The organism is Corynebacterium sp. (genome assembly GCF_022712195.1).
Taxonomy (GTDB): domain Bacteria; phylum Actinomycetota; class Actinomycetes; order Mycobacteriales; family Mycobacteriaceae; genus Corynebacterium.
Genome location: NZ_JALAGY010000095.1, coordinates 1 through 19,811, shown reverse-complemented (window position 1 = coordinate 19,811; position 19,811 = coordinate 1). Strand labels below are relative to the sequence as shown.

Genomic DNA, 19,811 nt, shown 5'->3' with positions numbered 1-19,811 from the left:
GCGGGGACGTGGCTGACGGGCGGGGCGCTCAGTCAGACAGCAACGGCAGACCCCGCAGGAGTCCGCGCAGGTCCATCAGGTCGCGGGGGATGAACTCCGCCACGGTCAGGCCCACCACCTCGGCGACGCCAGAGAGGTCGTTGATCACCCGGTTGACCTGGGCGCGGGTCAGACCGTCCGGGACAGTGCCCAGCCCCAGGGCGGTCTCGGTGCTGTCGACGACATCGACGTCGAGATGCACGGCGACCCTGGACGCACCCGTGCCTGCCAGCCAGTGGAGCAGGTCGTCGGATGAGCGACGCAGTTCGTCGGGGCTGAACGTTGTCAGGCCCCACCGCGACACGTTGGCGTGGGCGTCCTCCTCCCAGGCGTGGAGCCCGGCCAACGCCACCCGGGACGGGTCGACGGTGGCGGGGAGCAGGCCGGTGATCTCCTGGTCACCATGGCCGGTGAGGGTGCTGACCGCCATGGCGTGGTAGCCGTCGTACCCGGTGTGCGGGGTGTCGGTGTCCGGGTGGGAGTCCACCCACACCACCGCGAGGTCGTCACCGTACTTCTCCGCGAGAGCGGCGAACGGGGCCACACTCACCGAGCATTCGCCGCCCACCGTGAGGACCCGGTCCCAGTCATGCCGGCCCAGTGCCTTCTGCGCACCGGCCAGGGACGCGAGGATCTCGGGACGGGACTCGATCCCGGCGACTGAGCCGCTCTCCTGGTCGGGGACCGGCACGACCTCGGTGGGGCCGTGGTGGTCGGGGAGAATCGCCTGCGCCACCTGTGCACCGAGGGCGTAACCGCGCCGGGCGTCGTCGGGTGGGAAACCAGGCAGGGCGGCGGTCGCGACGCTGTGGCCTGCGCCCTGCCACTGGGGCCAGATGAGACGCAGGGTTCGGCTGTCCGTCAGTCCGGCACCGGTTCTTGAACGGTCGGAATCCGTGGTGTCACTGCTCATGGGGACCTCCTGTCTGTCTCGGAGCTGCTGCGGGAAACTCTGAGGTTCCGGTCGCCCCAGCCTAACGGTGTTCCGGCAGGCGGGCCTACAGCACCGCGCCGAGGTCCAGCGTCGCCGCCGACTCGTTGAGTTCGACCGGGACCGTGTTGTCGCTGACCTCCAGTTCACTGCCGTTCCAGTGGAAGGTCGCGGCCCCGGGGGCGGTCTCGTCGGCTGCGGCGGGTGCGTCGGTGTAGAAGGCGTACTCCGCCCGTGCCGTGCTGTCGTCGACGCGTTTGACGGATTCGATGCGGCGGGCGAGGATCGGTGCCGGGTCGGTGACCACCTCGCCGTCCGTGAAGAAGACGACGGTCTGTCGACTGCTTCCCGCCGTCCCGTTCGGGTTCTCCGTAGTGCCGTTCCCGCCGTTCAGGATCACCCAGGACAGCGGGGCGCAGGGGTCGGACTCGTCCTCGGAGACCGAGTAGTGGAAGAAGACGTCGCTGTTGTCCGGTGCCTGGGCGAAGCGCACGGGGACCGGGACGTCCCCGGTGAGCGGGTTCTCCGGCGCCTCCCCGCAGGCGGCGTCATCCGGAGCCGGAGACGCCTCCACGGTGTCCGTCACGGTGTCCGTCACCGTCTCGGTCGCGGTCGGCGCGTCCTCCTGCCCGGTGCATCCGGTCAGCAGCAGGGCGGAACAACCGAGGGCTGCGACCGTGGTCCGGAGGACACGGGGATGTCTGCTCAGTGTGTCCATGCAGCTCAGGCTAGTCGGGAAGGACAGGGAAAGACAGGGCAGGACAGCCCTCCGGGGAGTTTTCCCCGCCTGGTGTCATACCCCGGGTGGAGGCCGGTGCCGGTGCAGGATCAGTCCCCGGGCCGATGTCCCCGCCACCGGAAGTCCATAGTCTCTTCACCGTCAGATCATTTCGTCCCTGTCAGGAGAACCCCTGTGACCACGCCAGACACAGCGCACCGGTCCGGCCCCGCCGTGCACCCGGGATCCGCGTCCTCTACCCTCCCCGTCCGCTACGGCTTCCTCGACGCCCTCCGCGGATTCGCCCTGTGCGGCATCCTCTTCGTCAACCTGCGCGACCTGCTCTACCCCTGGACGGAGAACGCGGATCCGCACCAGTTCGTCGACCAGGCCTACGACCTGGCGATCCAGGGGCGTTTCGTGCCGATCTTCGCCTTCCTCTTCGGTGTGAGCGCATGGCTGCTCTACAGCTCTTCGCAGCGCAGGATGCCGGTCAACTCGGCACGCTGGCTGATGGTCCGCCGCTTCGCCGTCCTGATGCCCGTCGGACTGCTGAACCTGTTCCTGCTGTACAGCGGGGACATCCTCACGCTCTACTCACTGTCGGCGCTGGTCCTGCTGGTCCCCGCGATGTTCCTCCCCCGGGGCCCGGTCCTGGTGCTCGGTGCCGTCGGGACGGTCGTGGCCTACTGGTTGTGGGGCAGCACCCCGGTCATCGGCGCGACGTTGATGGTCGCCGGTTTCGGCGCCGCCCAGTACGGTCTGCCGCAGTGGCTGGAGTCGACGCGTCGGCGCGACGTCGTCCTCACCGCCGTCATCGCCGGGGTCTCCGCCGTCGCCGGTGTGGCGTTCAGCGTCCTGCAGTACTCGGTCGAGAACGTCGACGGCCTTCCCGACCCGGACGTCGTCGACCGTGTCAGCGGTTTCGCCGGACTGTTCACCGCGGTGGCGATCGTCACCGTCCTGTCACTGCTGTGGCGCGCCGGCGGTGGCCGCGGCACCGTGGTCAGTGTCCCGTTCTCCCTGCTGGGCCGCACGGCGCTGACCAACTACCTCGGCGCCTCCGCGGCGGTGCAGGTCCTGCTCCACCTGTTCCCGGACACGCAGATGACCGACACGTCGTGGCTGCCGGTGATGACCCTCGCCATCCTGGCCGTACAGGTCCTCGTCACCGCGGTGTGGCTGCGGTTCTTCCGCTACGGCCCCGTGGAATGGGCCTGGCGCTGCGCGACCCGGTGGGAGCGCGTCCCGCTCAGGAACGCCCTCGGCGCTCCCTGAGCGCCCGTGCGTAGAGGTCCGCGGCCTTGATCGCCTCGACGACGTCGGTGGGTGTGTACTCGCCCGGCATCTGCTTGAGTGTCTCACCCTCGGAGCAGGCGAGCTCGGCGATGCGCCGCAGGTCGTCGTCCCCCGCGTCGGAGAGGTGGATCTCCTCCAACGTCGTGGGCAGGCCCACGGACTGCAGGAACCCGATGTAGCGGTCGGCCTCCTCTTCCGGGGCGCCCTCGAGCATGAGCTGCACACCGATGCCGAAGGCGACCTTCTCACCGTGGGTCATGTGGTGGATGTCGCCGTCCAGGGCGGTGAACCCGTTGTGGATGGCGTGCACCGCAGCCAGGCCGCCGTTCTCGAAACCGAGTCCGGAGAGCAGGGTGTTGGCCTCACAGATGTTCTCCAGCGCGCGGCTGACCACGTGCGCCTCATTGTCCCGGAGCGCCTGGTGGGCGTAGGCGAACAGGGTCTCCTCGCATTTCTCGGCGAGGGCCAGGCCGGCCAGCGTGGGTCGGGCGGTGTCGTCCATGCGGCGGGAGTTCGCCCGGTTGACCGCGCGGGCCTCGACCGAGGTGGCCAGGGCGTCGCCGACGCCGGAGCGCAGGGTGCGCACCGGGGCGTTGGCGATGACCCGGGTGTCGACGGCGATGAGGTCCGGGTTGCGGTCGTAGAACAGGTAGGAGTCGAAGACCCCCTCGTCGGTGTAGATCACCGACACCCGTGCGGTGGGGGCGTCGGCGGAGACGGCGGTGGGGAAGACCGCGACCGGCAGCGACGCGTGGTCGGCGACGGCGCGTGCGGTGTCGATCGTCTTGCCTCCGCCGAGGCCGACGACCACGTCATTGCCGCCGGAGCGGGCCTTCTCCGTGATGCGGTCGATCTCGGTCATGGAGGCCTCGCCGCCGAAGATCTCGTGCGCCGGGGTGAGGCCGTCGGAGGTCAGGGAGTCCTGCAGCTTCTCCCCGGCGATGCCCCACACCACCTCGTCGGCGATGATCAGCGGTGAGGTGCCCAGCGGGCGCAGGTACTCCGCGGCCCGGTCGATCAGGTCGATGCCCTGGACGTAGCGTGCGGGGCTGGTGAACAGTCTGTCGGTCATGCGTGAACCCTTCCGTGGTGGTCGACGAACTTCTGCACATGTCCGTGATACGGGCACGCGCCCCACCCTAGGCGTCTTCAGGGGCGTCTTCAGGGGCGTCGTCCGGCGGTCGCGGCCCGTACGGGTGGCGCACAGGTGCAGTGGCTACACTCGGCGGACATGTCTCACACCGACGCCCCGCAGGTTCCTCTCCGCTCCTTCCGCAACGACCCCCGGGACTTCCTCGCGGAGTCCCTCGGCGGGTTCATCGCCACCCACCCGGATGCGGAATGGCACGACACCGGATTCATCGGCCGTGCCTCCGCGACCACCACCGACGCCGGTGAGCCGGCGGTCGCGGTGGTGTCCGGGGGTGGGTCCGGCCATGAGCCGATGCACGCCGGTTTCCTCGGCGCGGGCATGCTCACCGCGGTGTGCCCGGGCCTGTTGTTCACGTCCCCGAACGCGGTGCAGATCGCCGAGGCGACCCGCTGGGCCGACCAGGGCGCCGGCGTGGTGCACGTGGTGAAGAACTACACCGGTGACGTGATGAACTTCACCGTCGCCCGGCAGTCACTCGACAGGGTCGAGACCCGCGCCGTCCTCGTCGACGACGACGTCGCGACAGACCTCGCCGCAGGCACCGACGGTCCCGACGGCACCGACGGCACCGACGGTCCCGACGGCACCGACGGCACCGACGGTTCTGACGGTTCCGGCGGGCCGGGCCGGCGGGGGACGGGCGCCACCGTCCTCGTGGAGAAGGCGACGGGCGCCGCCGCGCAGCGTGGCGACAGCCTCGACCGTGTCGCGGAGATCGGCCAGTGGGTGGCCGACAACTCGCGCAGCATGGCGGTGGCGCTGGCGCCCGGCCACCTGCCGACGAGTGGACGCGACACTTTCGACCTGCCGGACGGGAAGATGGAGGTCGGGGTCGGTATCCACGGCGAGCGCGGTGTCGACCGGGTCGACGTCGAGACCGCCGACCGTGTCGTCGTCCGCCTGCTCGACGCCATCGGCGACGCCCTGTCGCTGCAGGACGGCGCTGAGGTGGTCTGCCTCGTCAACGGTCTCGGCGGGACCACACCGCTGGAGCTGTCCCTGGTCTTCGGATCCGTCCTGCGCACTCTCGCCGACCGGGGTGTCACGGTCCGTCGGGCGATGGTCGGCACGTACACCACCTCGGTGAACATGGCGGGGGTGTCGCTCACGCTGACCTCGGTGGGGGAGCGCACCGACGAACTGGTGGAACTGCTGGACGCCCCGACGGACGCGCCGGGATGGCCGCGCGTGCTCGGCGGGGACGGCGCCCCGGTGGTCTACCGTCCGGCGGTGACCGTCTTCGACGACGACCTGCCGGAGTCCGGTGAGGAGAACCGCTGGCTCAGCGACTTCGTCGGACGGGTCCAGGGCGCCACCGGTGACCTCACCGAACTCGACCGGCTCGCCGGTGACGGCGACTTCGGCCAGAACATGGACGCCGCGTTCGGCGGGCTGGACCTGCCGCTGCGCGGGTCGGACGCCGAGGTGCTGGAGGCGCTCGGGCACCGCCTGCTGATCCGGGCGGGCGGGACCTCAGGCGCCGTGCTGGGCACCCTGTTCCGTGAGATGGCCGCAGCGATGGGGACGACGGACTCGCCGGTCGCCGGGCTCGCCGCGGGGCTGGAGGCGGCACACCGTGCCATCACCGACCTCGGCGGGGCTCGGCAGGGCGACAACACCCTGGTCGACGCCCTGGTGCCCGCCGCGGAGGCGGCCGCGGAGCTGGACGCCGCGGGCACGGACTTCTCCGACGCCCTGGCCGCGTGCCACGCTGCGGCGGCGGAGGGGGCGGAGGGCACCCGCGAGATGGTCGCGAAGAAAGGCCGCGCCAGTTATGTCGGCGCGGCGTCCAGGGGGGTGGTGGACCCGGGTGCGATCCTCGTCTCCTGGATCTTCGGAGGCTCCGGCAGGGTCAGCGACTTCACCGGGGACTAGTTCCCCCCCCCCGGGCGCCTACCGGCCGTGCCGGGTCAGGAGCCGAGCGGCGGCAGCTGGAGTCCGGAGGAGCCGAAGTTCTGGTCGCCGTTGCTCGAGCCGAAGGAGGAGCCGAAGTCGGTGGAGCCGACATTCAGGTCACCGAAGGAGGAACCCAGGTTGGCGTCTCCGAACGAGGAACCGAGGTCCACGGTGATGTCACCGAACGACGGTGCGGGCGGCAGTGCGAAGACCGGCAGGCCTGCGGAGATCTCGAGGTAGAGGTCCTTGATCGGACCCCACACGATTTCCTGGATTTCGAGAATGAACGACATGGGTCCTCCGTGGTGTCAGTGCAGGACAGTCTGTGTTCCTGCTTGCTCATGAAGATAGCGGTTTTCGCGGGGAAATAGGTGAACAGGCGAGGGAGTTCCACCTGTTCGGGGGTATCCCGCCGTTGTGCAGGGGCGGCGCCCGGCGGTGTGCGAGGAGTGCCGGGGAAGAGTACAGTCGGCCGGGCAAGAAGTTGTCATATCAACTACATGAACGACCAGTCTTCCGAAGGATTCCCATGAGCCTCTCCACCATCCTCCTCCGCGGCATCAGCGGCGCCTACTTCCTGCAGTCCGGCATCGGCAAGCTGAAGATGCCCACCGACGCGGCGGCGGGCCTGCAGCAGTTCGCGGCCACCGGCGTGCCCCAGGTGACCAGGTTCGACCCCGACACCTTCGGCAAGGTCGTCTCCTACTCGGAGATCGGTGTCGGCGCCTCGCTGCTGGCACCGGTCGTCCCCAACCGTCTGGCGGGCCTGGCCCTGGGCGCGATCAACACGGGCTTCCTCTCCATCTACTTCCGCAACGACCAGATGACGAGGAAGGACGGTATCCGTCCGTCCGAGGCCGGGACCGGCCTGTCGAAGGACATCTTCATCGCGGCCATCGCCGGCGCCCTGATCGCCGCGCCGAAGGCAGGGAAGAAGTAACCTCTCCGGTGTGACCGAGATCAGCATCCGGGAGGCGTCCGACGCCGACATCCCCGCCATCACCGCCATCTACAACGACGCGGTGGTCAACACCGTCGCCGTCTGGAACGACGAGACCGTCGACGAGGACAATCGTCGTGCCTGGCTACGTGACCACCGACGTCCCGGTACCTGCGCCCTCGTCGCCGAGGGCGATGACGGCACGGTGCTCGGCTACGCCACCTACGGGGAGTTCCGTCACTACGACGGTTTCCGCCACACGGTGGAGAACTCGATCTACGTCGACGGCGCCAGGCGTGCCGGGGGAGTGGGGACGGCGTTGCTGTCGGCCCTCGTCGAGCACGCCCGCGGGGCGGGGAAGCATGTCGTGGTCGCCGCCATCGAAGGCGGGAACACCGCCTCGATCCGCCTCCACGCGAAGGTCGGCTTCGAGGAGTGCGGCACGGTCCGCCAGGTCGGCTCCAAGTTCGGCCGTTGGCTGGACATGACCCTGATGCAGCTGGTGCTCTGACCCGGCCGCCTGTGGCCGGCGCATCCACCTCAGGACGTGGCCCCGCCTGCACCCCGCACCCGGGTGAGCAGCACCAGGCCGACGAGGAGGACCACGGCGATCCCCATGATGCCGAAGCGGTCGTCCCCGGTCAGCCCGGTGAACACGGCGAAGGCCGCCGGCGCCATCCAGCTCACGCTGCGTCCGGTGGTGGCGTACAGGCCGAACATCTGGCCCTCGCGTCCCTCCGGGCAGATCCTCGCCAGGTAGGAGCGCGAGGCGCTCTGCGCCGGCCCGACGAACATGCACAGCAGGAGGCCGAAGACCCAGAACATCGCCGGGCCGTCGACGAAGAACAGGACGAAGGCGTCGGCCACCAGCAGGACCAGCGACACCATGATCACCGGCTTCGGGCCGACCCGGTCGTCGAGGTAGCCGCAGGCCAGCGCGCCGACGGCGGAGACCACGTTGGCCGCCACCCCGAACAGCAGCACGTCGGCCGGGCTCAACCCGTAGACCGAGACCGCGAGCACCGCGCCGAAGGTGAACACCCCGGCCAGGCCGTCGCGGAAGACCGCCGAGGCGATGAGGAACCACACCGCGGAGCGGTCGGTGCGCCACAGTGAGGCGATGTCACGGAACAGGCCCAGGTAGGACTCCTTCACCGAGGACGTCGCGGCGCCGGGGTCGGGGGTGTTCTCCGGGACCCGGCGCATCACCGGGATCGCCGAGACCAGGAACCAGACGGCGGCGACGACCGCGACCAGCCGCACGTTCCACCCGTCCTCCACCGGCACCCCGAGGAAGCCGCGGGTGTCGCCCTCCCCGGCGATGAACCCGAGGTAGCAGACGAGAAGAAGGACGATGCCCCCGAAGTAGCCCATCGACCAGCCGAAGCCGCTCACCCGTCCCACGTTCTCGCGGGTGGACACCTGGGAGAGCATGGCGAAGTAGCTGACCTCGGCGAACTCGAAGGTCACCGAGGCGACGCCCATGATCACGATGCCCGCCCAGAAGTAGCCGGGGGCGTCGTCGCCGATGCCCACCAGGCTGAACATCAGCCCGACGGTGACCAGGGTCCACAGGGTCACCGATCTCCGGCGCGTGCCGCGCGCGTCGGCGCGGCGTCCCATGACGGGCGCGACGAGGGCGATCGTCACCCCTCCGACCGCCATCGCCCACCCGTACCAGGTGGCGGGGCTGATCCCGTCGCCGAAGCTGCCCTCCACCGCCCCGCCGACCGAGTCGGTGAGGTAGACGGAGAAGATGAATGTCACCAGCACCGCGTTGAACGCGGCGGAACCCCAGTCCCAGAACGCCCAGGCGAGCGTGGGGCCGCGGTAGATGCCGGTGAGTCGGGCGGTGTCGTCCCGTGTCGTGGTGGCCATACCCCACAGACTATTGCCTCGGTGAACATACCGGGTACGCGGGTGCGCGCGGGTACTCTGTGAGTCGATGAACACTCGCAGCCCTCGCCGTCGTTCTCGCCGCCGTACCTGCCGCAGCAGTACCGCCGCCGGGATGTACTCGGCCCTCGCGGAACGCGTCGCCGCCACCGTGATCGGCAGCTACTCCACGTCCTTCTCCCTCGCCACGCGCCTGCTCCCGGCCGGGGTGCGGGAGGACGTGAGGAACCTGTACGCGGTGGTGCGTGTCGCCGACGAGATCGTCGACGGGGCGGCCGCGGGGCACGCCGACCCGCGGGGCGTGCTGGACGCCTACGAGGCGCGGGTGCTCGCCGCCCCGGGGGAGGGCTTCGACACCGACCTGGTGCTGCACGCCTGGGCGGCGACCGCGGCGCGCTGCCGGATCAACCCGGACCACATGAGGGCCTTCTTCGCCTCGATGCGCAGCGACATCGACCACGACGTGCACGACGAGGAGAGCCTGGCCCGTTACATCCACGGCTCGGCGGAGGTCATCGGCCTGATGTGCCTCGACATCTTCCTCGCGCACTCGGCACCGGTCCCGGAGGACCGGCGGGCCTGGCTGGAGGAGGGGGCCGCCGCCCTGGGGGCAGCGTTCCAGAAGGTGAACTTCCTTCGTGACCTGGGGGACGACCGGGACGTCCTGGGGCGTTCCTATCTGCCGGACCTGCAGGACGGCCCGTTGACGGTGGAGATCCGTGACCGCGTCCTGGACGACGTGGACGCCGGGATCGCCGCCGGACGTCGTCGGATACCGTCCCTGCCGGGAGGCTGCCGGGCGGGGGTGGCGTCGGCCGCGGCACTCTACGAGGAGCTGTCCGCCCGCCTGCGCCGTACCCCGCCGCACCAGCTGCAGCACACCCGGGTGCGGGTGCCCGGCCCGGTCAAGGCGGCGCTCACCGCCCGGGAGACAGCCCGGGCGATCGCCGGGAGCCGACGGTGACCGGCCCGGGACCGGACCGTGTGGTGGTCATCGGTGCCGGTGTCGCGGGACTGGCGGCCGCCGGCCTGCTGGCGCGGCAGGGCCACGAGGTCACCCTGCTGGAACGCGGGGAGCAGGTGGGCGGGCGCGCCGGGTCCCTCACCGTCGACGAGGCGCCCGGTTTCCGGTGGGACACCGGCCCGAGCTGGTACCTGATGCCCGAGGCCTTCGACCGGTTCTTCTCGTTGATGGGCACCTCCACCCGGGAGCAGCTGGACCTGCGTGAGCTCTCGCCGGGCTACCGGGTGCTCCCCGAGAGGCTGGACCCGGTGGACGTCCCGGTGGGGGAGGACGCGGTCGTGGAGCTCTTCGAGTCGATCGAACCAGGGGCAGGTGAGGAGCTCCGACGGTATCTCGCCGAGGCGGGCGACACCTACCGCATCGCCGTGGACCGCTTCCTCTACACGGACTTCGCCACGCCCGCCCCGTTCCTGGGCGCCGCGGTGCTGCGGCGCGCGGTCCGGCTCGTCCGGCTGCTGACGGGGTCCCTGGAGGGGCTGGTCGACCGCCGGTTCCGGGACCGCCGTCTGCGGCAGGTCCTGAGCTACCCGGCCGTGTTCCTGTCCTCACGTCCCTCGGCGACGCCGGCGCTGTACCAGCTGATGAGCTACACCGACCTGGTGCAGGGCGTCCGCTACCCGGCCGGCGGCTTCGCCGCGGTGGTGGAGTCGCTGCGCCGGTTGGCCGTGGACCACGGGGTGCAGGTGCGGACCGGTGCGGACGTCACCGGGATCGTCACCGACCGTGACCGGGCGAACCCGTTGCGGCACGTGCCGGCGGTGGGACGCCTCACCGGCCGGTGGTCCTCCGCCCGCGCGCGTGGGGTGACCGTCCGGACGGGTGACGGGGCGGAGGAGTTCCTCCCCGCGGACGTCGTGGTCAGTGCCGCGGACCTGCACCACACCGAGACCCGGCTGCTCCCGGAGGGGCTGCAGACCTACCCCGAACGGCGGTGGTCGTCGGCGGACCCTGGAGTGGGGGCGGTGGTGGTGATGCTCGGGGTCACCGGCGCGCTGCCTGAACTGGCGCACCACACCCTGATCTTCAGTGAGGACTGGACCGACGACTTCGCCGCGGTCTTCGACTCCGCGTCGGTGGGTGGGCGGCAGGCCTCGCGGTCAGTGTACGTGTCCCGGCCGTCGGCGACGGACCCGGACGTGGCCCCTGAGGGCCACGAGAATCTCTTCGTCCTGGTGCCGGTCGCGTGTGACCCGGACATGCCGGGGGACACGGTGGAGAAGATCGCGGACGCGACGCTGGAGCTCATCGCCGAGCGTGCCGGGGTGCCCGACCTGACGGACCGGGTGGTGGTGCGCCGGACGCTGGGGCCGGCGGACTTCGCCGGACGCTACAACTCCTGGAGGGGGTGGGCGCTGGGGTTGGCGCACACGCTGACGCAGTCGGCGTTCATGCGTGGCACGAACCGGTCGAGGGCGGTGTCGAACCTCTACTACGCGGGGTCGACGACCACGCCCGGTGTCGGGGTGCCGATGTGCCTGATCAGCGCCGAGAACGCCGTGACATCGGTGGGCAGGCGTCAGTCGAGGTAGTGCACCATCACGTGGCACTGGCCGCTGGGGTCCAGGCCGCCGTTGACGGGGCTGTCCACGAACCCCAGCTTGGAGTACACGTGGCGCGCCCGGTCGTTGCCGATGTCCACGGCGAGGGACACCGCGGGGAAGCCCGCGGCCCGGGCCGTCGCGAGCATCTCTGACATCAGGGCGGTGCCACGCCCGTGGCCGGAGTACCCCGGACGGATCGCGATCGCGACCTCGGGGATGTCGTCGGCGACGAACCCTGCGCCCGGGTCATCGGCCGTGAACGTGCGGAGCCAGGCCCCGCCGACCGGAGTCGGGGTGCCGGAGCCGACGTCCTCGAGGATGACCCCGGGCTGCTCCGGGGTCCACCGGTCCACGTATGCCTCGAGTTCCTCCCCGATGCCGTCGCTGACGGGCCGGTCCTCGTCGCCCCACTGGTCGGTGAGGATGTAGAGGGCCCGGAGGAACTCCCGGTCGCCCTCGACGGCGGGCCGGTGACGCAGGGCGGCCGTCGGTCCCGGGGAGCCGGTCATCAGTAGATGAACACCTGGTCGCCCGGGTTGAGGGCGTTGAAGTAGGTGACCGCGTCCTGGTTGTTCAGTCGCACACAGCCGGCGGACTGGGTGTCCAGGGTGCCCTGGTGGAAGGCGTGGCCGTTGTTGGTGAAGTAGACGGCGTAGGGCATCGGCGCGTTGTTGAACTCGCGGCTGATCTCGTCCTTCACCTTGTACTGCACGGAGAAGTTGCCGCGCGGGGTGTCCTGGCCGGGCTTGCCCGGGGACATGCTGACCGGACCGTAGGAGGTCTCGCCGCCACGCTGCAGCCAGGTGCGCTTGCCGTCGATGTCCACGCAGACACGGGCGGAGGCGGGGCAGGGGGTGTTGGTGGTGCTGGCCTGGCGCTGGGCGGCGGCCGCGCGGGCCTCACGCTCGGCGCGGGCGGCAGCGGCGGCGCGCGCGGAGGCGTCGCGGGCGTCCTGACGCTCCTGGACCGCACCGGGGGCGACGAGGTCCGCCAGGTCGCGGACGCCCTGCTCGTAGGCGTCACGGAACTGCTCGGGGACCTTGCCGGCCTGCAGCAGGGCGGCGTCGTGGGCGTCGAGGACGCCGTCGCGGACCATCTCGTCGATCTCGTCGGGCCCGGGCAGACTGATGTCGCCGACGGCGGGCAGGGAAGGGGCGCTCGGGGCGGCGGCGGCCGTGCCGATGCCGGCGCCGGCGAGACCGACGGCGGTCAGGGCGGCGATGCCGAGGGCGGCCGCACGACGACGGATGGTGCGGGTGTGGCCGCTGTGGTGTGCAGGTGTTGTCCGAATGTTCACACGGGCTATCCTATCCCCCGGCAACGTTGTCTGGCGACTTTTACCCCGGCGTGTATGCCGGTGCGCTCCACGCACGGCCACCGGATGCCCACGGAAGTCACAGGTACTCTGGATGTGCCCAGCATGAAAAACCCGGTTCCCCGGAGCAGACTAGGGAGATATGAACGTGCCTCTGTCGAACAATTCCAGCAACTCCGGCCACGGTGCGCACAGTGCACACGGCGCCCAGCCGGTGAAGGTCCTCGTCGTCGACGACGAGGCCAACATCGCCGACCTGATCAAGGCGCGTCTGGAGTTCCAGGATTTCGAGGTCAGGACCGCCGCGGACGGTGCCACCGCCCGCGAGATCGCCAAGACCTTCCGCCCGGACGCGTTCATCCTCGACGTGATGATGCCGGGGATGGACGGGTTCACCCTGCTCAACAAGCTCCGCGAGGACGGGCACGAGGCTCCGGTGCTCTTCCTCACCGCGAAGGACGGGGTGGACGACCGGATCCACGGACTGACGATCGGTGCGGACGACTACGTCACCAAGCCGTTCGCCCTGGAGGAGGTGATCACCCGCCTGCGGGTGATCCTGCGCCGCGTCCAGCCGGCGGAGGACGACGACTCCTCGCTGATCACCTACGCCGACATCACCCTCAACGACGACATGCACGAGGTCACCAAGGCCGGCAAGGTCGTGGACCTGTCGCCGACCGAGTTCAAGCTGCTGCGCTACCTGCTGGTCAACTCCGAGGTCGTCGTGCCGAAGTCGAGGATCCTCGACGCGGTGTGGGAGTACGACTTCGGCGGCGACGGCAACGTCGTCGAGTCCTACGTCTCCTACCTGCGCCGCAAGATCGACACGCAGGATCCGCGGCTGATCCACACCGTGCGCGGCGTGGGCTACGTCCTGAGACTGCCGCGTAGCTGATGGCGGGTTCGGGCAGGATCACGGCCGGCGCCCGGCGGGCCAGCCGGCAGTACCCGGGGGTCTTTCTGTCCCACTACCCGCTCCGGGTCTCCCTGGTGCTCGTCATCGCGGTGCTCACGGCACTGGGGCTGACGGTGTCCGGCACGGTGGTGACGGGCATGATGCAGCGCTTCCTCACAGAACGGGTCGACGAGCAGCTCCAGGACAGTGCGACGTGGGCCGCGAGCATCACCGAGTCGCCGTGCCGGGACACCTACCAGTCCCACGACCAGCTGCGCATGCTGAGACCCCCGTCGAAGATGTACTGGGGGTTGCCCGGTGACGCCTGCCAGACCACCGGCCCCAACAGCGTCAACGACTCCCTGCCGGACGTCTCCTCGATCACCGAGCCGACGAGTCCGGTGACCGTCCCCGCCGCGGCGAACTCGGCGTCCGCCGCGCCCTGGCGTGCCGCCGCCGTGGCCAACGACGACGGCGGGGTGACCGTCTTCGCCCTGCCGATGGACGGGGAGTCGAAGATCATGAGCGGGATGACGACGATGCTCATCATCATCAGCCTGCTCATCCTCGCCTCGGTCACCGCCGCCAGCCTGTTCCTGGTCCGTCGGGCGTTGCAGCCCCTCTACCAGGTGGAGCAGACCGCCGGACGGATCGCCCGCGGCCACCTCGACCAGCGTGTGCCCAACTGGTCGCCGAAGACGGAGGTCGGCCGGCTCTCCGTGGCCCTGAACCGGATGCTCGCCCAGATCCAGGGGGCGTTCATCGCCGTGAACGACTCGGAGCGGCAGGCCAGGGAGGCGGAGGCGTCGATGCGCCGGTTCATCGGGGACGCCTCCCATGAGCTGCGGACACCGCTGACGAGTGTCCGCGGCTACGCCGACCTGTACCGTTCCGGGGCCACCGACAACCCGGACATGGTCATCGACAGGATCTCCGCGGAGGCGGGACGGATGAGCCTGCTGGTGGAGGACCTGCTCACCCTGGTCCGCATGGACGAGGGCCGTCCGATGCGGCAGGACCCGGTGGACATGCTGGAGATCTGCCTCTCCGCCGCGGAGAACGCCCGCGTCGGTTTCCCGGGGAGGTCGGTGAGCGTGCGCAACGAGGCCCGTTCGGTGCCGGTCACTGTCGGCGACAGTGCCCGTCTGCACCAGGTCGTGGGCAACCTGGTGACCAACGCGATGCGCCACGCGGGGGAGGAGGCCTCGGTCACCGTCCGGCTGAGCCGTCCGGACGACGACAGTGTCGCCGTGGAGGTCATCGACGACGGTGACGGCATCTCCGCCGAGGACGTCCCGCACCTCTTCGAACGGTTCTACCGGGCGGACGTGTCCAGGTCACGGTTGTCCGGTGGTTCCGGGTTGGGACTGTCCATCGTCAAGCGGCTGATCGAGCGGCACAACGGCACCATCACCGTGGACAGCGAACCGGGGAAGGGGACGACGTTCCGGATCCTGCTGCCCGTGTGGCGTGACGACGAGGACCTCCTGTCGGACGAGACCGACGACACAGCCGACGCCGACGTACCCGACACCGCCGACGGCTCTGACGTCTCCGGTGCCGCCGACGCCGGTGAGGACGCCGACGGCACTGACGTCACCGACGGCACCGACGGCACGGAGTCGGGTGGCCGGGACTCCTGGGGGCGGTGACCTCCGGCGCCGTCGTCAACGCCTCGGCGACCAGTTCCCCGACGATGCGGTGGTAGGGGAGCATCGCGTGGCCGATGCGCGCGTCCGGACGTTCTTCCTGGACGGTGACGACCCGCACCGGCCCGGGGTGGGCGGGAAGCCCGGTCAGCGGGTCCGGCGCGGCCAGCGCGCGGGCACGTGCCGCCGGGACGATCCGGTCGCCACGGGTGATGATCTGGGTGACCGGCACGTCGGTCCGCAGCGTGTGGGGGAGGACCTCTGCCAACGCCGGTGAGCCGGCGAGTTGGTCGGCCAGTGCCGGCAGCAGCGCCCGGTCGAGGCGGTGGAGGAGCCGGGACTCCGGGGGACGGAACCAGGGGCGTCCCACCCCGCGGAAGTCCGCGGCGAGACCGACGACGTGACCGACGGGCCGGCCGCCCGTCCGTCCCTGCACCACGCCGGTGGCGGCGAGGGCGAGGAGTCCGCCCTGTGAGTGCCCCACCAGGTCGACAGCACCGGCACGGCCGGTGATGCGGGTGAGTTGGTCGACGACCTCGTCCAGGGAGTCCCGCAGCTCCCGGGTGCCACGGTGCCCGTAGGAGACGGACAGGACCGGACGCCCGGTGGCGCGGAGCAGCGGGACGATCCTCTCGAAGTTGTCGCGGCTGCCCGCGGTGCCGTGCACCAGGACGACCGGGCGTGTGCCGGTGGCTTCGGCGGGGACGGCGGTGTCTTCCCAGGGGGTGGCCGGCTGGGGGAGCCGGTCGAGCAGTCGGCCGACGAGCGGCGGGCGTGGTGGTCGCATTCCTCTACTGTGCCTCAACCGGCACCCGCGCCGTGACCCTGCACCTGTGTCGGTCGGAGGGGGTCCGAACCGACACAGGCGCGGCACAGGCGTGGGGTCAGCACAGTGAAGGTGCGTCACCGTCTCCGGACCGGGGTCCGGTCCCGGGAGGTGACCGCCCCGATGACGGACCCGGCGGCCCAGGCGAGGACCGGGCCGACCACGGCCGTCAACCCCAGGGCGATCCACTGGGAGGAGGTGAGGAACCCGGTGTAGAACACGAACTGTTCGTGGAGTTCACGCACAGTCCGGCAGATCTTGGGCAGTGCCCCGGTCACGACGCCGATGAGTGTCCCCGGCAGCGCGATGAACACGGCCTGCGCCGCGGAGAACCGTCTGAGGAGTCCGGGCGGCGCACCGACGGCGGCGATGGTGGCCATGTCCCTGCGCGACTCCGTCGCGGCGAGCACGACCACGAGCAGGACCGTGCCGAGGGTGAGGATCCAGCTCAGGGCGACGGGAACCGTGGACATCAACGCCCGTTCCCCGTTGACCGCCGGGGTGTCGACGGAGACGAACTGGCTGTTCACCGGCCAGACGCCCATGGTGGTGAGTGCCGCCTCACGCTGGGTCACCGGGGAGTCGAGGATGAAGGCGGTGCCGACGTACGTGGTGTCCAGGCCGAGTTCCGTGGCGGTGTCGGGGCTGACGGCGGCACCGTCGACCGCGCCTGTCCCCTCCAGGCCGGGTACGACGACGCCGGGCACCGACAGCGTCTTGTCGGCGGGGCCGGGTTCCTCGCCCGTGTAGTCCGGTTCGTAGCCGAAGTAGGCGTCGTACTCGTGGAGCTCCAGGGTCAGTTCCCCGTCATGGAGCATCTTCGGAGATGTGACCACGGCCTTTCCGTCTGCGAGGGCCTCGGTGGCCCGGTGGATGTCCCGGTCGTCGGCGTCGCGGAATGCGCTGAACAGTCCGCCGTCGGTCACGCGGATGTCCGACTGTTCGCTGGTGTAGACGTAGTCCCTCGCCTCTGGAGGGGTGTCCAGGGTGACCATGTAGTTCACGCCGTCCTGGACCGTGGTCGTGATGCCGGCGACGGTGTGGTGGGACTTCGCGTTCATCCGCTCGGCGGTCTGCTCGATCTCGTCCGAGTAGAAGGACTCCTCACCGCCCTGGAAGCTGGTCAGCACGGCCACGTTGTCGTCGTACCGTGTCGCGGACGAGGTGTTGATCGGCAGCGTCAGCGCCGCCGACGCCAGGAACGTGACCCCGGCGATGGCGGCCACGGCCGGCACCGTCCGGTGGTGGTTGCGCAGACTGTCGCGGACGGCGAGCCGCAGCGGTGTGGGCAGGACGGTCCCGAGCCGGGACATCAGCCACACCACGAGGCTGCTGCTGAGGACCACCCCTATGCCGCACAGGGAGACACCGAGGGTGAACAGTTCGTCCTCGGCCGTCGTCACGAGGAGCACGCCGGGGACGAGGAACACCAGCCCGAGCAGCATGCGCCTGCGGAATCCTGTCATCCGCACGCTGCCGCCGTCGGCGAGTGCCTGGACGGGGTCCTCCTTCCCCGCTCTCAGCGCGGGGAGGAGGGCGGACGTCACGCCGCAGAGCAGTGCGACAGCGGAGACGGCGGCCGCGCCGGCCCAGGACCAGTGGTTCTCCGCACTGGGCGTCACCCTGTTCAGCAGCGCAGCGACCCCGGTGGAGAGGACGAGGCCCAGGGCCGTGCCGGCGGCGGACACGACGACGCCTTCGGCGAGCATCACCCGCCGCAGGTCGCCGGGTGCCGCACCGGTCGCGCTCATCAGCCCCATCGCACGGCGTTGCCGGCGGGCGGCGACGGCGAAGACCGGTGTGATCACCGCCGAGATCAGCAGGACGGCGAGGACGAATGTGCTGAGCACGGCGAGCGTCCCGCCGGCGTCCATGGACATCGTGCCGGTCGATCCGGGCGAGTAGAGGCTGACGTCCCCGAGCGCCGGGTGCCCGGGGTCCGCCGCCAGGTTCGAGATCTCGTCGTGCACCGCCGGGTCGTCCGGCATGTACCACGTCAGCTTCATCGTCCTGTCGGTGACGGGTACGTCGTCGGTGTTGACGGCCGAGCCTTCGTAGCCCGCACCGAGGGTCACGGTCAGCGGGGTGCCGTCGACGGTCACCGTGTCGCCGTCGTCGGCGTCCATGAGGAACGCGGCCTGCTCGTTGAGGAACACTGTCCCGGGTTCGACCGCCGGGCCGGACCCGTCGGGGGAGGACGCGACGGTGATCACGTTGAGGTCGGCGCTGCGGTCTCCCCGGGAGAACTCGGAGGTCTGCAGGACGCCCGGTGAGAGGGAGTCCGCGAGGTCACCGAGGGCGGCGGACAGGTCCTTGTACTGCGCTTCGACGGTGCCGGTGGTGACGTGTTCGCCGGCCTCACGTGGGAACGAGAGTTGTCCGGTCGCCTCGACCGGCGAGTTGAGGACCGACCGGTCGTAGCTCTCCACCATCGACAGGAACCCGACGGCCAGCGACACCGGCAGGGCGAACAGCAGCAGCGCGACGACGGTGCGCACCTTGTGCGCCGCAAGGTCGCGCCGGGCGAGGCGTAGGGCGACGCGCAGTCGGGCGGAGAACCTGGTGAAGGCGTTCGTGGCGTTCACTGTCATCACTCCACGATCCGGCCGTCGCGCAGGTGCACGGTGCGGTCCGCCCACGCGGCGAAGCGGGGCTCGTGGGTGACCAGCAGTCCCGCCGCACCGTCGGCCACCCGGTCGCGCAGCAGTGACATCACGGACTCCGCGGTCACCGAGTCGAGGGCTCCGGTGGGTTCGTCGGCGAGGAAGAGGTGCCGGTCACCGATCAGCGCCCGTGCGACGGCCACGCGCTGCTGCTGGCCGCCGGAGACCTCGGAGGGGAAGCGGTCGGCCAGGTCCGCCAGGCCGATCTCCTCCAGGGCGGCGAGGGCCGCGTCTCGTGCCTCTCTCCTCCTGGTGCCGTTGAGTTCCATCGGCAGTGAGACGTTCTCGGCCACGGTGAGGGTGGGGATCAGGTTGTAGTCCTGGAAGACGTAGCCCACGTGGGTGCGGCGCACCTCCGCCCGCGCCTGTGCGGTCAGGTGCGAGACGTCCACCCCGGCGACGAGGACCCGGCCGTCGCTGGCGGTGTCCAGGGTTCCGGCGACGTTGAGCAGTGTGGACTTCCCTGAGCCGGACGGCCCCATCACGGCGACGAGTTCCCCGGGTTCGATGGTCAGCGTGACGTTGTCGAGGGCGGTGACCGTGGCCGGGCCGTCGCTGTGGAGGCGGCTGACCCGGTCGAGGTGCAGGGCGGCGGCGGACGTCGTGGCGTCCTCGGCCTTGTTGCCGGACAGGCGACGGGGAGAAAGGGGAGAGGTGTCGTTGGGGCGTGTCATGGGTCAGTTCTCCTCTGTGGCGGTGGGCGGCAGTGTCTCGATCTGGTCGAGCCACCGGACCTGGGATTCGAGGTCGAAGATCCGGCGTTCCAGTTGCAGGCGGTCGGCGGTGGTGGACGGGGGGACGTCCGACTTCCTGCGGGTGAGGGTGCGCAGTTCCTCGAGGACAGCGAGCCGCTGGTGGTGGAGGAGCGCCCCGAAATCCAGCCCGTCGGGCAGCGTCCCGCCGGAGGACGCGGCCATGGCGGCCTTGATGACCAGGTCGTCCCGGTCGTTGGGCGGGGGGAGGACGGGGGCCCGCCACCAGTCGGCCAGTGCGTCGCGCCCCGGTCCGGTGACCGAGTAGATC

18 protein-coding genes and 1 pseudogene are annotated in these 19,811 nt (G+C 70.5%); 8 read left to right on the top strand and 11 right to left on the bottom strand.

The features are described 5' to 3' along the window. Positions 1 to 28: 28 nt before the first annotated feature. Positions 29 to 952 carry an arginase family protein gene (locus Q0A34_RS13225; RefSeq protein WP_291480462.1) on the bottom strand — a complete coding sequence of 308 codons (924 nt, stop codon included), beginning with the start codon at positions 950 to 952 and terminating at the stop codon, positions 29 to 31. An 85-nt stretch (positions 953 to 1,037) separates the two neighbouring features. Continuing rightward, positions 1,038 to 1,688, bottom strand: coding sequence for an LppP/LprE family lipoprotein (locus Q0A34_RS13220; protein WP_291480461.1), 651 nt, complete (start codon positions 1,686 to 1,688; stop codon positions 1,038 to 1,040). 195 nt (positions 1,689 to 1,883) lie between these two features. On the opposite strand from Q0A34_RS13220, the gene Q0A34_RS13215 reads away from it, so the two are divergent. Beyond that, positions 1,884 to 2,966, top strand: a complete 1,083-nt coding sequence (locus tag Q0A34_RS13215) for a DUF418 domain-containing protein (RefSeq protein ID WP_291480460.1) — start codon at positions 1,884 to 1,886, stop codon at positions 2,964 to 2,966. On the opposite strand, the gene Q0A34_RS13210 is transcribed toward Q0A34_RS13215, so the two are convergent. Beyond that, positions 2,941 to 4,059, bottom strand: a complete 1,119-nt coding sequence (locus tag Q0A34_RS13210; protein ID WP_291480459.1) for a glycerol dehydrogenase — start codon at positions 4,057 to 4,059, stop codon at positions 2,941 to 2,943. The genes Q0A34_RS13215 and Q0A34_RS13210 overlap by 26 nt on opposite strands. Positions 4,060 to 4,218: 159 nt before the next feature. On the opposite strand from Q0A34_RS13210, the gene Q0A34_RS13205 reads away from it, so the two are divergent. Further along, the gene (locus Q0A34_RS13205) at positions 4,219 to 6,015 is read left to right on the top strand and encodes a dihydroxyacetone kinase subunit DhaK (RefSeq protein WP_291480458.1); all 1,797 of its coding nucleotides are present in this window, start codon (positions 4,219 to 4,221) and stop codon (positions 6,013 to 6,015) included. 35 nt (positions 6,016 to 6,050) lie between these two features. On the opposite strand, the gene Q0A34_RS13200 is transcribed toward Q0A34_RS13205, so the two are convergent. Next, positions 6,051 to 6,329, bottom strand: a complete 279-nt coding sequence (locus tag Q0A34_RS13200; protein ID WP_291480457.1) for a hypothetical protein — start codon at positions 6,327 to 6,329, stop codon at positions 6,051 to 6,053. Between the two features lie 236 nt (positions 6,330 to 6,565). Between Q0A34_RS13200 and Q0A34_RS13195 the strand changes: the two genes are divergently transcribed. After that, on the top strand, positions 6,566 to 6,976 hold the full coding sequence (locus Q0A34_RS13195) for a hypothetical protein (protein ID WP_291480456.1): 411 nt from the start codon (positions 6,566 to 6,568) through the stop codon (positions 6,974 to 6,976). Between the two features lie 10 nt (positions 6,977 to 6,986). After that, positions 6,987 to 7,487, top strand: coding sequence for an N-acetyltransferase family protein (locus Q0A34_RS13190; protein ID WP_363316456.1), 501 nt, complete (start codon positions 6,987 to 6,989; stop codon positions 7,485 to 7,487). Between the two features lie 29 nt (positions 7,488 to 7,516). Here the strand turns inward: Q0A34_RS13190 and Q0A34_RS13185 are convergent, their stop codons facing one another. Then, on the bottom strand, positions 7,517 to 8,854 hold the full coding sequence (locus Q0A34_RS13185; protein WP_291480455.1) for an MFS transporter: 1,338 nt from the start codon (positions 8,852 to 8,854) through the stop codon (positions 7,517 to 7,519). Between the two features lie 67 nt (positions 8,855 to 8,921). On the opposite strand from Q0A34_RS13185, the gene Q0A34_RS13180 reads away from it, so the two are divergent. Continuing rightward, positions 8,922 to 9,836 (top strand): squalene/phytoene synthase family protein, encoded by a 915-nt coding sequence (locus Q0A34_RS13180; RefSeq protein ID WP_291480454.1) that lies wholly within the window; start codon positions 8,922 to 8,924, stop codon positions 9,834 to 9,836. Further along, a complete protein-coding gene (gene crtI, locus Q0A34_RS13175) occupies positions 9,833 to 11,425 on the top strand; it encodes a phytoene desaturase family protein (protein WP_291480453.1) in 1,593 nt (530 codons plus the stop codon). Before Q0A34_RS13180 ends, crtI begins: the two co-directional genes overlap by 4 nt. Here the strand turns inward: crtI and Q0A34_RS13170 are convergent. Both Q0A34_RS13170 and Q0A34_RS13165 read right to left on the bottom strand, forming a co-directional pair. Next, complete coding sequence (locus Q0A34_RS13170) at positions 11,413 to 11,946, bottom strand: GNAT family N-acetyltransferase (protein WP_291480452.1); 534 nt, start codon at positions 11,944 to 11,946, stop codon at positions 11,413 to 11,415. The genes crtI and Q0A34_RS13170 overlap by 13 nt on opposite strands. Continuing rightward, a complete protein-coding gene (locus tag Q0A34_RS13165) occupies positions 11,946 to 12,734 on the bottom strand; it encodes a L,D-transpeptidase (protein WP_291480451.1) in 789 nt (262 codons plus the stop codon). The genes Q0A34_RS13170 and Q0A34_RS13165 overlap by 1 nt, the downstream gene beginning before the upstream one ends. A gap of 160 nt (positions 12,735 to 12,894) precedes the next feature. Between Q0A34_RS13165 and Q0A34_RS13160 the strand changes: the two genes are divergently transcribed. Beyond that, the gene (locus Q0A34_RS13160) at positions 12,895 to 13,650 is read left to right on the top strand and encodes a response regulator transcription factor (protein WP_291480450.1); all 756 of its coding nucleotides are present in this window, start codon (positions 12,895 to 12,897) and stop codon (positions 13,648 to 13,650) included. Then, positions 13,650 to 15,302 (top strand): HAMP domain-containing sensor histidine kinase, encoded by a 1,653-nt coding sequence (locus Q0A34_RS13155; protein WP_291480449.1) that lies wholly within the window; start codon positions 13,650 to 13,652, stop codon positions 15,300 to 15,302. Before Q0A34_RS13160 ends, Q0A34_RS13155 begins: the two co-directional genes overlap by 1 nt. Here the strand turns inward: Q0A34_RS13155 and Q0A34_RS13150 are convergent. The 4 genes and pseudogenes from Q0A34_RS13150 to Q0A34_RS13135 form a co-directional block, all read right to left on the bottom strand. Beyond that, complete coding sequence (locus Q0A34_RS13150) at positions 15,247 to 16,086, bottom strand: alpha/beta fold hydrolase (protein ID WP_291480448.1); 840 nt, start codon at positions 16,084 to 16,086, stop codon at positions 15,247 to 15,249. The genes Q0A34_RS13155 and Q0A34_RS13150 overlap by 56 nt on opposite strands. A gap of 116 nt (positions 16,087 to 16,202) precedes the next feature. Next, on the bottom strand, positions 16,203 to 18,710 hold the full coding sequence (locus Q0A34_RS13145) for an FtsX-like permease family protein (RefSeq protein WP_291480447.1): 2,508 nt from the start codon (positions 18,708 to 18,710) through the stop codon (positions 16,203 to 16,205). 5 nt (positions 18,711 to 18,715) lie between these two features. Continuing rightward, entirely contained in the window at positions 18,716 to 19,462 is a 747-nt protein-coding gene (locus tag Q0A34_RS13140; RefSeq protein WP_291480446.1) for an ABC transporter ATP-binding protein, read from the bottom strand. A gap of 3 nt (positions 19,463 to 19,465) precedes the next feature. Continuing rightward, positions 19,466 to 19,811, bottom strand: a pseudogene (locus Q0A34_RS13135) (PadR family transcriptional regulator); the annotation flags it as partial.

Bases quoted from the DNA above. Each gene is read 5' to 3' on its own strand.
- Q0A34_RS13225 (WP_291480462.1), bottom strand. From the start codon at position 952: ATGAGCAGTGACACCACGGATTCCGACCGTTCAAGAACCGGTGCCGGA.
- Q0A34_RS13220 (WP_291480461.1), bottom strand. From the start codon at position 1,688: ATGGACACACTGAGCAGACATCCCCGTGTCCTCCGGACCACGGTCGCA.
- Q0A34_RS13210 (WP_291480459.1), bottom strand. From the start codon at position 4,059: ATGACCGACAGACTGTTCACCAGCCCCGCACGCTACGTCCAGGGCATC.
- Q0A34_RS13205 (WP_291480458.1), top strand. From the start codon at position 4,219: ATGTCTCACACCGACGCCCCGCAGGTTCCTCTCCGCTCCTTCCGCAAC.
- Q0A34_RS13200 (WP_291480457.1), bottom strand. From the start codon at position 6,329: ATGTCGTTCATTCTCGAAATCCAGGAAATCGTGTGGGGTCCGATCAAG.
- Q0A34_RS13195 (WP_291480456.1), top strand. From the start codon at position 6,566: ATGAGCCTCTCCACCATCCTCCTCCGCGGCATCAGCGGCGCCTACTTC.
- Q0A34_RS13185 (WP_291480455.1), bottom strand. From the start codon at position 8,854: ATGGCCACCACGACACGGGACGACACCGCCCGACTCACCGGCATCTAC.
- Q0A34_RS13180 (WP_291480454.1), top strand. From the start codon at position 8,922: ATGAACACTCGCAGCCCTCGCCGTCGTTCTCGCCGCCGTACCTGCCGC.
- Q0A34_RS13170 (WP_291480452.1), bottom strand. From the start codon at position 11,946: ATGACCGGCTCCCCGGGACCGACGGCCGCCCTGCGTCACCGGCCCGCC.
- Q0A34_RS13160 (WP_291480450.1), top strand. From the start codon at position 12,895: ATGAACGTGCCTCTGTCGAACAATTCCAGCAACTCCGGCCACGGTGCG.
- Q0A34_RS13155 (WP_291480449.1), top strand. From the start codon at position 13,650: ATGGCGGGTTCGGGCAGGATCACGGCCGGCGCCCGGCGGGCCAGCCGG.
- Q0A34_RS13150 (WP_291480448.1), bottom strand. From the start codon at position 16,086: ATGCGACCACCACGCCCGCCGCTCGTCGGCCGACTGCTCGACCGGCTC.
- Q0A34_RS13140 (WP_291480446.1), bottom strand. From the start codon at position 19,462: ATGACACGCCCCAACGACACCTCTCCCCTTTCTCCCCGTCGCCTGTCC.